Source organism: Chloroflexus sp., from assembly GCF_034435895.1.
Lineage (GTDB): Bacteria > Chloroflexota > Chloroflexia > Chloroflexales > Chloroflexaceae > Chloroflexus.
In genome coordinates this window covers 1-12,706 of record NZ_DAOTWH010000147.1, presented here as the reverse complement: position 1 = coordinate 12,706, position 12,706 = coordinate 1, and the positions used below count along the sequence as shown (strand labels likewise).

The 12,706-nt window shown below is 59.3% G+C and carries 11 protein-coding genes; 6 read left to right on the top strand and 5 right to left on the bottom strand.

The genetic code is table 11. The features are described 5' to 3' along the window. Positions 1 to 106: 106 nt before the first annotated feature. Positions 107 to 1,696 carry a choice-of-anchor Q domain-containing protein gene (locus tag U9R81_RS08845; protein ID WP_322495120.1) on the top strand — a complete coding sequence of 530 codons (1,590 nt, stop codon included), beginning with the start codon at positions 107 to 109 and terminating at the stop codon, positions 1,694 to 1,696. Here U9R81_RS08845 and U9R81_RS08840 read toward each other — a convergent pair. From U9R81_RS08840 to murJ, 3 genes are all read right to left on the bottom strand, one after another. Beyond that, entirely contained in the window at positions 1,670 to 2,134 is a 465-nt protein-coding gene (locus U9R81_RS08840) for a GGDEF domain-containing protein (RefSeq protein ID WP_322495139.1), read from the bottom strand. The genes U9R81_RS08845 and U9R81_RS08840 overlap by 27 nt on opposite strands. A 35-nt stretch (positions 2,135 to 2,169) precedes the next feature. Beyond that, positions 2,170 to 3,843, bottom strand: coding sequence for a PAS domain S-box protein (locus U9R81_RS08835; protein WP_322495119.1), 1,674 nt, complete (start codon positions 3,841 to 3,843; stop codon positions 2,170 to 2,172). A gap of 114 nt (positions 3,844 to 3,957) precedes the next feature. Further along, on the bottom strand, positions 3,958 to 5,325 hold the full coding sequence (murJ, locus tag U9R81_RS08830) for a murein biosynthesis integral membrane protein MurJ (RefSeq protein ID WP_322495118.1): 1,368 nt from the start codon (positions 5,323 to 5,325) through the stop codon (positions 3,958 to 3,960). Positions 5,326 to 5,385: 60 nt separating this feature from the next. Between murJ and U9R81_RS08825 the strand changes: the two genes are divergently transcribed. From U9R81_RS08825 to U9R81_RS08805, 5 genes are all read left to right on the top strand, one after another. Then, positions 5,386 to 5,511: a hypothetical protein gene (locus tag U9R81_RS08825; protein ID WP_322495117.1), complete on the top strand. Its 126-nt coding sequence runs from the start codon at positions 5,386 to 5,388 to the stop codon at positions 5,509 to 5,511. A gap of 391 nt (positions 5,512 to 5,902) precedes the next feature. Then, positions 5,903 to 7,030, top strand: coding sequence for a hypothetical protein (locus tag U9R81_RS08820; protein WP_322495116.1), 1,128 nt, complete (start codon positions 5,903 to 5,905; stop codon positions 7,028 to 7,030). Further along, entirely contained in the window at positions 6,964 to 7,791 is an 828-nt protein-coding gene (locus tag U9R81_RS08815; protein WP_322495115.1) for a hypothetical protein, read from the top strand. The genes U9R81_RS08820 and U9R81_RS08815 overlap by 67 nt, the downstream gene beginning before the upstream one ends. A gap of 132 nt (positions 7,792 to 7,923) precedes the next feature. Beyond that, positions 7,924 to 9,258, top strand: a complete 1,335-nt coding sequence (locus tag U9R81_RS08810; RefSeq protein ID WP_322495114.1) for a DUF58 domain-containing protein — start codon at positions 7,924 to 7,926, stop codon at positions 9,256 to 9,258. A 782-nt stretch (positions 9,259 to 10,040) separates the two neighbouring features. Then, on the top strand, positions 10,041 to 11,339 hold the full coding sequence (locus U9R81_RS08805; RefSeq protein WP_322495113.1) for a M14 family metallopeptidase: 1,299 nt from the start codon (positions 10,041 to 10,043) through the stop codon (positions 11,337 to 11,339). Positions 11,340 to 11,367: 28 nt separating this feature from the next. Here U9R81_RS08805 and U9R81_RS08800 read toward each other — a convergent pair whose 3' ends face one another. Together U9R81_RS08800 and U9R81_RS08795 are read right to left on the bottom strand one after the other, a co-directional pair. Then, a complete protein-coding gene (locus U9R81_RS08800) occupies positions 11,368 to 11,958 on the bottom strand; it encodes an acyltransferase (RefSeq protein WP_322495112.1) in 591 nt (196 codons plus the stop codon). 38 nt (positions 11,959 to 11,996) lie between these two features. Then, positions 11,997 to 12,560, bottom strand: coding sequence for an AAA family ATPase (locus U9R81_RS08795; RefSeq protein ID WP_322495111.1), 564 nt, complete (start codon positions 12,558 to 12,560; stop codon positions 11,997 to 11,999). Between the last annotated feature and the right edge of the window lie 146 nt (positions 12,561 to 12,706).

The window sequence follows — 12,706 nt, the reverse complement described above, 5'->3', positions numbered from 1 at the left end:
GGCCGGTGTCGTCGGCAATGGCACCCCGGCGAGCTGTACCGAAGCTGCTCTCCGTGCTGCTGTAGCCGGTGGCGGGCGGGTTACTTTTAACTGTGGACCTCAACCGGTGACCATCACCCTCTCTAGCCATTTGGAACTGCGCCAGAATACCGAGCTTGACGGCGGCGGCCCGCAACAGGGCGGGCGGGTGACGCTGAGCGGCGGCGGTCGCACGCGCATGATTTGGCTGTATGACACGACTCTGACCATCCGTAATCTCACTCTGATCGATGGCCGGAGCGCAGAAGGCGGCGCAATCCGTTCTTCCGGTCTCAATTCACGAGTCTTTATCTACAACAGCATCTTCCGCAATAACGATAGCACTGCCGGCGCGGATGAAGAAGGCGGCGGCGCAATTTCGATGCACTTTGGCCAACTTCACATTGAAGACAGCCTCTTCGAGAACAACCGCGGCATCAACGGCGGCGCGATCTACAATCTGCGCTGCCCGATCACAGTGTTGCGTTCTACCTTCCGTAACAACGATAGTTCGCATGGCGGCGTCGTGGCCAATTTTGGCTTTGGCGGCGCGATCTACAACGATGGCGCCGGCCCAACAGGCGTAGGCGGCCAGATTGTGATTCGCGATAGTATCTTTATCGGCAATAAAGCCCGCAATTTCGGCGGTGCGGTCTATTCGTACCTCTATTACCCCGATCGTTCTGAGATTGAGCGGAGTTTTTTCGCTGACAACCTTGTCGCTCTCAATAGCAATAATCGCGCTAACGGCGGCGCCTTGATGCATCACAACGGCCCGCTCACATTGCGCGATTCGACCTTTGTCAACAATCGTTCGGAAGACATCGGCGGCGCTGTCTTAATCGCGCAGACGACCTTCCATGCCGGCTGGAACCGCGCGACCCTTACTAATCTCACCGTGGTGGGCAATCGCGCCGATGCGCCAACCGCCGATCAAGGCAACGGCGGCGGTCTCTACTTCAACGGCGGGCAAGCGACGGTGGTAAATGTCACCGTGGCGCAGAATTATGCCGATCGGCTTGGCGGTGGCCTCTACAATACGTCTAGCAATAGCGCCGATGTCGAGCTGCGTCATGTGATTATCGCTGGCAACCAACTCGGTAGTTCGCATGACTCGGCGCAATGCTTCGGCACGTTTCGCGGCAGCCGTAACCTGCAAAGTCTTGCCGGGCGCGCCTGCCTAAGCGGAATCGCTCAGGCTGATCCGCGCCTCGAATCAGCCGTTGCTTACCATGGCGGCCCGTTGCCCACCCTCGCCCTCCTTGCCGATAGTCCGGCGATCAACGCCGGCGCCGATTGCCTGCCGCTCGATCAACGCGGCGCAGCACGGGTAGGGGCGTGTGATTTGGGGGCATTCGAGTATGGTGGCGCTGCGCCGGCCAGCCAGCTCTCCCCGCCAACGCTTGTTAGTCTAGCGAGCAATGATGGCAGGCCGGTGGTGCAGGTGTCGTTTGATCCGCTTCCCGGCGCTATGCGGTATGAAGCTGAAGCGCGGCGTGACGACGGCGCGACGTGGTTGTTGCCGGTTGCTAATAACAGCCTCTTGCTCGATCGGGGCCGTTATACCATCCGTCTCCGTTCCTGCAACGAGATTGTGTGCAGTGCGTTTGGCAATGGATTGAGTGTGGAAGTGACACAGGCGCCAGTCAAACTATTCGTTTCCTTCGTCGGACGGTAAGAGATGCAGGTTGGCAAAATCAACCGCTTGATTGCGCCCGCTGCGCTTGGCCGCGTAGAGTGCAGCATCGGCATGTTGGATGATCAGATGCGCATTTTGGTCATCTGATTCAGACACCACGAATCCGATCGAGACGGTGACTGGCCCAAGTAATTGGCCGGCAAAGGCGATCTGCCGTCGCTGCACCGTCTCCCGGAGGCGTTGCAAGCGCGTTTGGGCAGTTGCGCGGTTGACACCCGGCAGGATGAAGACGAACTCTTCGCCGCCATAGCGGCAAGCCAGATCACTCTGGCGCAAATGCTCGCGAAAGATAACCGCCAGCTCGCGCAAGAGCGCATCGCCGGCGTCGTGGCCATACTGGTCGTTAAATTGCTTAAAGTGGTCAATATCAATCATCGCTACCGTGAGCGGCGCTTGTTCGCGCTGCGCGCGGTGCAGCTCGCGCGGCAGGCTTGATTCGAGATAGCGCCGGTTTACAGGCCAGTTAACGGATCGATGATTGCCTGTTCATGTAAGGTTGTGCGCAACTCAAGATTAGAGAGCGCCAGCTTGATCGTGTCGCCGGTCATCACAATCAGTTCGCTGCGCGGTAATTTACTCCCGGCAATATGGAGCAGGCCGTAGATTTCTCCCTGCACGACGAGCGGGACGCAACACGTGCAATCGTCAGGATCTGCGCGGATATGAGCGCAGCGCATGCCTTCGCCAGCGCAGGTGCGGTGGATCAAGCCACGCCGCAAGGACCAGCATTGGTCGATTGTCATTGAAGCAGGAACGATCGCGCTATCGCCCCATGCGGCTAGCACGTTCAGATTGGCTGTCCCTGGCTGCCGCACCATCAGATATCCGCTCTGGTGAGGGAAGATCCGCTGCAAACTGAAGGCAATGACTCCGGCAGCTTCATTGTTGGTTTGGCAGACTTGCAAGAGGTCGTGCAATTCGTTGACCATCAGGATCTCGGCGGCCTGCCGGCGCGCTTCAATCATGGCTTCCTCAAGCCGCTGATTGGCTTTCATCAACAGCATTTCGAAGTGGCGCCGTTCGCTGATGTTACGATTAACGGCGACGATGCTGGTGGGGGCGCCGTGTTCATCACGGATTAACACCACGATTGAGTGAATGGGAATGTACTTGCCATCGCGGCGCCGTTGCTCAACTTCGCCCTCCCAGCGGCCAGTTTGATACAAGATCGCGGCAGCTTCGTCTGTGTTGGTATTGGTGAAGCGAGTTTCCAAGAATTTGCCCAGCGGTTGGCCGATCACTTCTGCGGACGTCCAGCCATAAATCTGTTCAGCGCCATGGTTCCAACTCATGACAGCGTAGTTGAGATCGGTGGCAATCACGGCATCGGCGATCTGGTTCAGCAATTCCGCCTGCTGGCGAATATGGCGGTTAAGCTCATACTGGTCGTGAATATCGTGCCAGATGGCCACAAAACCATCATTAAGCTTGCCAGCATGCACCTCGACATAGCGTTGTTTGCCGGATGGATTGATGATGGTGGTTGTTCGATGCACTGGCGTGCCGGTATCGATCAAGCGGCGCACATCAGCGAAGGTGCCATCATTCGCATAGTGCGGAAAGAGATCGAGCAACCGTTGGTTCAACAACTCCTCGCGACGATACCCGGTGACGCTGCACATTGCTGCATTTACCGCCGTGATCCGCGCATCGACGATCTGGCCGTGCAGATTGCGCACTGCTGTATACATGCCGAAGGGGTCGGGCATCGTTTCAATGGCTGTGCGGAAGAGAGCGGTACTGTCAGAATCAGATGGCGTTACGGCAGTGATGAGGGCTAGCGTGCCGAGTTGCGGGCACTGGAGCGGTTGTACAGAGTAACTGGCCGCGCCAATCGTGATCGTGACGGTTTCGCCATTCAATGCGCGTTCGCAGCTACGTTTCCACTGAGTATAGCGCTCAACCGCAGACGGATTAAGCAACGCTTGATCACCGGATTGGCCGCTGGTTGGCAAACCCGCCGGCGGTTGGGCGCGGAAGGCGGCGTTGGCATAGATCAGCCGGTAGGCCTGATCAACAATCCATACTGCCATGGGAAGTCGATCGAGAATCTCTGTCGCTACAGCACGGTCAACATCCGGCCAGTGCGGCTCTGGCAGGTCTGGTGATAGTCTTGACAATGCCATTGCGTTTCTCCTGTTCGGTTGTTTGCCTGCTTCGCATCATAGCCCATTCGGCGTAAGGCAACCGAAAAGACTTAGCGACACGACGCGCAGATTTGGCTATTCTTGGCACTTGTCTTACCTGCCCACTCCTTGTTCACCCGCTATTGTCGGCCTGCTGCTCCCTTCCCCACCGCCTGCTGACGCGCTTTCTGCGTCTGCATGCACTGTCACCCGCCACGCCGCTGGGGTGCGCAGCCAGTTCAGCAAGACAATGCTAAGGATGGCCGTTTCGATTATGCTACTAGCAACCGTCGCAATGGGCACCGCCAGCACGCCTACCACCGGCCAGAGAGCTGTCGCGACGGCAATCCGGCTGGCCAGTTGCGCAATGTTGGCCAACAAGGGGGTGTGCGCATCGCCAAGCGCCACCAACGCCCGTCCGCTAATCTCGACCATCACATATACTGGTAATCCACCGGCAAAAATCAGGAGAAGGGCAAAGGTCAGATCGCCGGCGGCGCGATCAAACGCTCCCCGCTCGAACAGCAGCCGGATCAGCCAGCGTCCGCCTCCTGCCAGCGCCAACCCACTCAATGTCGCCAATGCGACGGCGGCGCCGGTTGCCCAGAGCCAGCGTTGCCTAAAGAGGGAACGGTCGCGTGCAATCGCGGCGGCGGCAAGGTAGGGGTAGGCCGCTTGTCCAATCGCCGTGCCACAGAGCCGTTGCGGCAGATGGCCCAACAAGAGCGCATTATGCATGGCGCCGAGACCGGCAGCTTGCGCGCCTAAGCTGGCAATCGCTGAGTCAACAATCGCGTTGCCGTAGTTGATCGTGCCCGAAATCGCGCCGGGAATGGCTAACCGCAGCGTTCCCTGCACCAGCGGATCGCGCAGGCGCCATGCCGGTCGCAGGCGAAGCCGGTGGTGAACGAGCGCCGGTATCAGTAATAACAGTTGCATTGCCGTGTCGCCAAGCGAACCAAAAGCCGCCGTAATAATGGTTGCTTGGGGGAACAGCAGGGTGATGATCATGAACGTGTTTCGTAAGGCAATGCCAAGCGCCGGCAAGAGGAATTGGCCGCGCGCAATTAATACGGCGCTGAGTACGCCATACGCGACTTGCAGCACAATTTCGATAACGAGGATGCGCGTGAGCAACGCCGCTAACGCTTGTGTAGCCGGATCAAGCCCCGGCGCAACCAGCCAGCGCAACAGCGGCGGCGCCGCGAGGCCAAGAGCGAGCGTGAATGGTGTCGCGATGACGATCATCAGGGTGAGCACTCGGTTGATCAGGCTTACGACGGTATCGTTCTGGCGCGCCGCCAGCAAGAGATGCGGAATGAGGGCGTTGGTCAACGCACCGCCGGCAATCAGGGTGCTAACCGTTTCCGAAAGACGCAAGGCGGCGTAGAGCGCCGCCGCCTCTTCGCCAATGCCAAAACGCGCGTTGAACAGGATTTGCCGCATGACGCCAAATGCCGCCGAGGCGAGAAATGCGGCCATAAACAGCAGCGATCCTTCGCTCGTTGAGAACGAAATGGTATGCCACGCGCGGAGTGGGGTATGGAAGAGACGGTGGAAGAGCATGCGGAAAGTCTTGTAGCTTTCGGACCAGTTGAACGATCGTTTTCTGATAACGTGGCAGCGCTCATGGATGGCGATCCTCTGTCCTTCGATTATAATGCATAATCGTTGCGGATACGAGGCGAAAACCTTGGTTACATGAGCGTGTCATGGGTAACTTGTGGCCTTGCGTCTTCGCTAGCAGTGACCGACCGTCGATCTAGCAGAAGAAGGCTCAACGCCGCTGCCTCTGCTCTTCACCAGTAATAACCAGTCGTCAATCCATCGATGAGATGGCTGCTTTCGTCACTTAGATAGGTGTAAACATCCCATACGCACGATCGTATCGCTCCGGTAGAGAAGGTCGAGCACAGGGTTTGGCAGTGTCGATTGCGATTCAGTGCTCGGCCCGCAACCCTGCAACTGGTCAGTGCGAGCGAGAGCGGTGTTCGTCATCTTGCGCCATTGCCTTTTGAGAATTGTTATGTTACAAAACCAAACTTCTCGCTAGCGACAATTGATCGTTCACGAGCGCACGATTGCGCTCGTGATCATCGTGCTGTCTGTTCTGGTTTTCGTCTGTTCGTTCTGCGTGCCGGCACGGTATCGCCTCAACTGTGATCTGCCGATGGATTTGGCTAATCGCGGAGTTGGCGTGGTCGAGTTCGGCGGTACTGGCCCGTTTCGCTGGCTTGCTACCCAATCTACCATTGAGCTGCCGGCGCTGAGCCACGCTCCGTATCGCCTGTTCATCGAAATGCATGGCTTTGGCGTTGATTCACGGCAGTTGCTGATTCGTATGAACGATGGGTTCGCTGCTGAACTTACCGTTCCCGCAGGGTGGAGCCGGGTAGATGTGCTGATTCCCGCCGAGGCGATCCTGCCTGCTGGCAATCAATTGTCGTTGAGCATTCAACCATTGCCGCCATATAACGAAGAACGATTGGGGATGGCAGTAACCCGATTTGAGTTACACCAACTGACGCTAGGTTCACTGCCAGTAACATGGATGATCTGGTTACTGGCGGCGTTCCCGTTGCTCTTGCTTGGTGGATACGCTCTCCGCTTGCCACTGCTCGATCAGGCGATTCTCACGCTCGTGTTTGCAGTCAGCGCCGGGTATGCCGTAGCAATGTGGCGGTTGCAAACGGTCACAATCTGGCCGCTATTCCTTGTCGCGCTGGCAGGAATGACCGCCGGTTATTGGCTGCTCCGATTGTTCTGGTCGGTACGCCGCAAGACTGCATCAGTATGGTTTTCACGGGTTTGTCTCGTAGCTGGTGTTTTATTTGTGCTGCACGTCGTCGGTATGAATGCGTTGTCGTTTGTTGATATCGACCATCGGGGACGCGCAAATCACGTCTCGCGCATTGCCGCCGGTCAGAGCGATGTGGTGCAGAGCCGGTTGGCTAATCAATATGAGTGGGGGATCGAAACGGTTCCGTATTCATTGCTGAGTTATTACCCCTTCGTGCCCTTGGCTGCGAACTTCCCGACGACCTTGCCGATGACGGTTGCGCTCAAGGTGTTGGTGAGTCTGCTCGACGCGACCTCCCCCTGTTGCTGTATCTGCTGCTGGTGCGATCGGGCTATCATCCGCGCGCCGGTTTTTTGGCCGGCGCGTTGTTTGCCGGCTTGCCGGTGACGCATCTCTATTTTCACGACGGCAGCTATCCGACCATTCTTGGGGTGTGGTGGGTCGTGCTCACGCTCGTGATCATCAATGAGATGGTTCAACGCGCTCGTTGGGGGTGGTGGCAGATAGCGCTGGTGAGCGGGGCATTGCTGGTGGCGTTGTTGATCTATGTCACACATACCGCATTTGTGCCGTTCGTCGTGGGTGTAGCAAGCCTGCTGGCGTGGCGCGGGCGGGCTGAGCTGGCGGCGGCGGGGCCGCGGGTGATGGCGGCGTTGGGGATCAGTATCGTGCTGGCGCTGGCGCTCTATTACGGGCGATACGTTCTGCCGACCCTGACCGCGCTGGCGGCGCGCTTGGCCGAGAGTGATCGGCTGGGGCACGACCAGTTGCCGTCGCCCTTGGTCGGTTCGTTGTTTGCCCAGATGTGGGGCCATACCCGGGTGTTGCCGCTCGTGCTCGTGCCGCTTGGGATGGCGGGGTTGGCGCGGCGTGGTTGGACGTGGACGGCCTGCGTGATGGCGGGGTATCTGGTGTTGTTGGCGTTGGGCATGATCATTGATCACCAGTTTAGTCTCTGGAATAAGCATTGGTATTTCAGCTTGCCGGCATTGGCAATTCTTGCCGGGGTTGCATTGGATCGGATTGCCGAGTATCATACCGCCGGCAAGGTGGTGGCTGGTGTGCTCGTAAGCTACTTGCTGGTCGAGAGCACGGTGGCATGGCTGCTGCGCGCACTGCTCTATCAATGGTCGTTGCAGACGCTGTAGGCTTCCTGCGTGCAATCGTTCGTGAAATCGGTTAACGCGCAAGCCAACCCATCTTGACGCTCACCAATCGCTTTAAGCAATCGCGCCGGTTCCTTGTCCAAGCAAGTCGTATGGGCCAATCATAAGAATCGTATGCTGCCAACGCCTCGCCTGCTCCTACTGTTGTTGCTGGCTGCGCCGCTGATCGCTGGCGCGGCGTTTGTGCCTCTGCTGAGTTGGGTGGCCGTGATCTATGTGTTGATGGTAGGTGGGGTGTTGATCAGCGATGTGCTGCTCTCACCCCAGCCTGATCAGATCGAGGTTGAGCGATTGCACGAGCAGCGCCTCTCCCTTGGCGCTGCTAATCTGATCACCATTCTTGTTACCAACGCCGCCTCGCGCCCGCTCCGCTTCACTTTGCGTGATGAGTATCCGGTTGAGATGCCGGTTGACGCCGATCTGCTGGCCGGCGTCGCCGAGCCGTTTGGTTTGTGCGAGCTACGCTACCATGTCCGCCCGCAACGTCGCGGCGACTACCGGTTTGGCGATGTGGTGATCCGTTACGAAGGTGTGCTTGGTTGCCATCGCCGGCAGGTGCGCTTTCCCGCTGCGCAGACGGTGCAAGTCTATCCAAATTTACTAGAGGCGCGGAAATACGATCTGGTGATCCGGCGCGGCCAATTGCGTACCATCGGCTTGCGCTCGATCCGCCAATTGGGGCAGGGCGGCGAGTTTGAACATCTGCGCGAATATACGACCGATGACGAGTATCGCCGGATCAATTGGAAGGCGACGGCGCGCCGCGGCAAACCGATCGTTGCCGAAATTGAAGCTGAACGCAGCCAGCAAATCGTCTGTGTGATCGATGCCGGGCGCTTGATGGCCACGCCGGTCGCCGATCCGCTCCAACCTGATGACGCCGGTCTGACCCGGCTCGATTATGTGGTCAATACGGCGATGATGCTGAGCTATGTAGTGATCGGGAAGGGTGATCAAGCCGGGATGCTCACCTTCGCCGGCAAAGTCGAGAACTTTATTCCCCCGCGCAAGGGGAAGGCCCAGTTCCAACGCCTGCTGGAAGCGTTGTACAATATGCAGGCTCAGCCGGTTGAACCTGATATAGCCGCGGCCTTAGCCTACCTCGATCAGCGCCAGCCACGGCGGGCGCTGGTGATCATCTTTACCGATCTAGCCAATCCGGCGGCAGTGCAACCGCTCATTACCCACATCCGCCGGCTCGCTCGCCGCCACCTGCCGCTCTGCGTCACGATTAGCGATCCGAACATTGCCAATGTGGCCGGACGCCCGGTGCAAGACAGCCACGGCCTGTTTCGCCGGTTGGTTGCCGAACAGTTGGCCGATGAGCGGCGCGCGTTGCTCGATCAAATCCAGCGCAGTGGCGCGCTGACGCTCGATGTGCCGGCGACATCGCTGACCGTCTCAGTGGTCAATACCTACCTGCGCCTGAAGGAAGAGGCCCGTTTGTAACGGTATTGAGGCGTGAAGACGCTAAGCGTTGTTCTAAGACCCGCTCTATGGCGGGAAGGGGGAGCGCGGGCCGCTGCCGTATGGCGGGAAGAGGGAGTGCAGGCCGCTGGCCCGCCGTATGGCGGGTTGAGGGGCGGACAGCACATTTGCTTGAGTATAACCGTTGCCTGCTGTGTGATGCCTCAGAGTCCAGCTCTGCGCTCCCCTCTCCCGCGTCAGTTGAGGAGCGGGCAGAACGTTTGATCGAGTACAACTGTCGATCGCTGTGCAATGGCGTAAAGCCCCGGGCTGCGCTCCCCATCACCCCTCCCCCAGCGGGGGAGGGGCGAGGGGTGGGGGCATCAGCCCGCGCAGCGGGCTTCGTAAGCATAGCCCGGCTCTTTAGGGCCGGGTACGGGACGGATGTTCTGTCTGCCCTTGAACCCACGCAAGTGGGAGAGGGGCCGGGGGTGAGGGTGAACCGCCGCATCGTCAACCACAAAGATGGCGCGCGGGCCGCTGGCTCGCCCCATAGCGGCATCGGTGATTGGGGGGCGGTGCCTCCGCCAAGGAGCGTCCGGTAGCAGCTTCCAGATGTCATTGCGAGCCGCGCGGAGCGTGGCGAAGCAATCTCCTGCGCGATTGAGAGTCACTCCTGCTCGCGATCGATTCACCCGCTGCTAGCAATGCTCGACCGGTATTGCCGCTCGACGCTGTTCGCAAACACACGGTTCTTAATGGTACACTAGAGACGAAAACTGCTCGTTGCGCGCGTGCCGGCCTGCATTGGTCTCATCTAAACTATGCCACATCTCGTCTTGGCCATCTTGCTCATCATCATAAGCTGGTTGCCTAGCGTACCGCCAGCTCAAGCCACGCCAATCCGCACCGTTGAAATTGGCCGCTCGGCTGAGGGCCGCCCCATCGAGGCCGTCATCTTCGGTGATGGCCCGCGGAAGTTGGTGGTGGTGGGGGCGACCCACGGCGCACCCGAAGCCAATACTTACCGGCTGGCCTTGGCGCTGATCGAGCATTTTCGCGCTAATCCGTCAGAAGTGCCGCCTGAGGTACGGCTCGTGATCATTCCGCTGCTCAATCCTGACGGCATGGCGCGGGGCTGGCGGTTTGACGCGGCCGGCGTCGATCTCAACCGCAATATGGATACCAGCCACGATGCCTGCCCGGAAAACGACTGGCGGCAACGGGTGCAAGGTGCGCGCGGGATTGTCTCAGACACCGGCGGCCCCTATCCCGACTCCCAAGTGGAAACGCGCCTCATCCGCGCCTTCTTGCTCGATGCCGCCGGCGCCATCTTTCTCCACTCTAATGCCGGGTTGGTCTTTCCGGCTAGTTGCGAACATCAGCCATCCATTGCTATGGCTCAAGTGTACGCCGCTGCTGCTGGCTACGAATATGCCCGCTTCTGGGATCGCTACGCCATCACTGGCGGGATGCACGATTGGGCCGGCGGTCTTGGCATTGCCGCCATTACCCCCGAACTCGTTACTGGCGATCAGCCTGAGGTGGCCGAGAATCTTGCCGGCCTACGCGCGGTGCTCGCTAATGCCGCTGAGGTATTGCCGTTGCCTGCGCCGGAGATCATCAACGAAACGCCGGTTCCGGCAGTCATCTATCGCTTCTGGCGCGCCCTTGGCGGTGGGGAACGTTTTGGCGCACCGCTCGCGCCAGCCGAGATTTCACCCGCCGGTATGCGCCAACGCTTCGCCCGCGCCGTGATCGTGGTTGATGAAACTTTGCGCGATACCGTCACCTACGTGCAGATGGCGTCGTTGGGGGCAGAGGCGGCGGCGGCGCAAGCGTATGGCGGCGGCGAAGCAATGGGCCGGCCCGCTGATTGGCCGTCCGGCCCGTTTGCTGCGTACTGGCAGCGCAATGGCGGCCAGATGCTCTTCGGCGATCCGCTGAGCGCGCCGTTGCCTACGACTTTGACCGATGGCAGCCAGCGCGTATCCCAGTACTTTGAGCGCGCTGTGCTGCTGCTTGATCCGGCCACCAACCAGATCGAACTGGCCCCGCTAGGAGAATGGGAGATGGCGCGCGCGCAGCTCACACTCCCGCTCGCTCCGCACACTATTCGCTAATACCCGCCACCCTACTCCCTGATCATCCCTACTCCCCACTTCCCACCAACGTCACCCTGCCGCACACCGGACACGTGCGCGCCTCAGTCGTTGGCGCCGGCCCTCCCGGCAAACGCGCACCGCACGGGCACACATACCCGACTAGCCGGGCCGGATTGCCCATCACCAAACCGTAATCAGGCACATCGCGCGTCACCACCGCTCCGGCGGCTACCATCGCAAACCGGCCAATCGTGATCCCGCACACAATCGTTGCATTCGCGCCAATGCTAGCCCCGTAACGCACCAGTGTCGGCGATACCGTCCAATCGTCCGCCCCTTTCAGCGTCCCATCCGGGTTGATCGCCCGCGGGGTTTTATCGTTGGTAAAGCAAGCGTGCGGCCCCACAAAGACCCCATCCTCGATCGTGACGCCGTGAAACACCGAGACATTACTTTGCATCTTGACCCGGTTGCCAATTTTGACCCCGGTATCGAGATAACACCCCTTGCCAATGATCGACTCGCTGCCAACGGTTACTCCTTCACGGATCTGAGTCCAATGCCACACACGGGTATTTTCACCGATGTGAGCGCGCGGATCGACGGTTGCGGTCAGATGGATGATGGCTTGACTCATTGCAGTTGCTCCTTGCATACGGCGAGCAATCAGAGACCCTATGCGCGTAATTGGGTTGTCACCCATTGCAGAATGGCATCCATATCAATTGATTCGGGAATCGTCGTATCAACCGTCAGAAGTGGGCCGCCAATTGGCAAGGGGGTAATATCGCCGCGGGTGCGCACGACTTCCAAATCCGCCGGCGACATATCATCGCAATGACCGGGATGGCGCTGGCCGAGCGCCACGCGGCGAATAATGCGTTCGGCCAGCACATGGCCGTTGGCGACGCAGCGGATCTGAACCGGACAAAAGGGGGCAATCGCTTGCAGGCGTTGCATACGCGGTGTGTCGAGATCGACGCGAAAGTTGCTCTCCATAATAACCGATTGGCCGCTAGCCAAAATTGTTGCCGCCGTGTGGTAGAGCATTGCAATCGCTGTTGCCCCTACTTGCCGCGACCATTCCCGATCTGACCAACCAAGCCCATCGAACATGAGTTCTTTAAAGGCGTCTTTGCTCAATAGCGGTAGGCGCAGGCCAGCGGCCAGCGTTTGCGAGAGGGTGGTTTTGCCGGTTGCCGGATGCCCGGTGACGATGATCAAGGTTGGAATTTGCACGCTTGTTATTATACATCGCGTTGGATCTCCTTGCCGAGGGTAGTGGTGGGGGGCAGCCCCTCTCCCGCATCGTGGGCGAGGGCCAGCAGCCCGCGCAGCGGGCTTCGTAACCATAGCCCGGCCCTTTAGGGCCGGGTTCTGGGCAG

What these genes read in the sequence shown, in the direction of transcription:
- U9R81_RS08835 (WP_322495119.1), bottom strand. Translation starts at nt 3,843, where the DNA reads ATGGCATTGTCAAGACTATCACCAGACCTGCCAGAGCCGCACTGGCCG.
- murJ (WP_322495118.1), bottom strand. Translation starts at nt 5,325, where the DNA reads ATGGCCGCATTTCTCGCCTCGGCGGCATTTGGCGTCATGCGGCAAATC.
- U9R81_RS08825 (WP_322495117.1), top strand. Translation starts at nt 5,386, where the DNA reads ATGGAAGAGACGGTGGAAGAGCATGCGGAAAGTCTTGTAGCTTTCGGA.
- U9R81_RS08810 (WP_322495114.1), top strand. Translation starts at nt 7,924, where the DNA reads ATGCTGCCAACGCCTCGCCTGCTCCTACTGTTGTTGCTGGCTGCGCCG.
- U9R81_RS08805 (WP_322495113.1), top strand. Translation starts at nt 10,041, where the DNA reads ATGCCACATCTCGTCTTGGCCATCTTGCTCATCATCATAAGCTGGTTG.
- U9R81_RS08800 (WP_322495112.1), bottom strand. Translation starts at nt 11,958, where the DNA reads ATGAGTCAAGCCATCATCCATCTGACCGCAACCGTCGATCCGCGCGCT.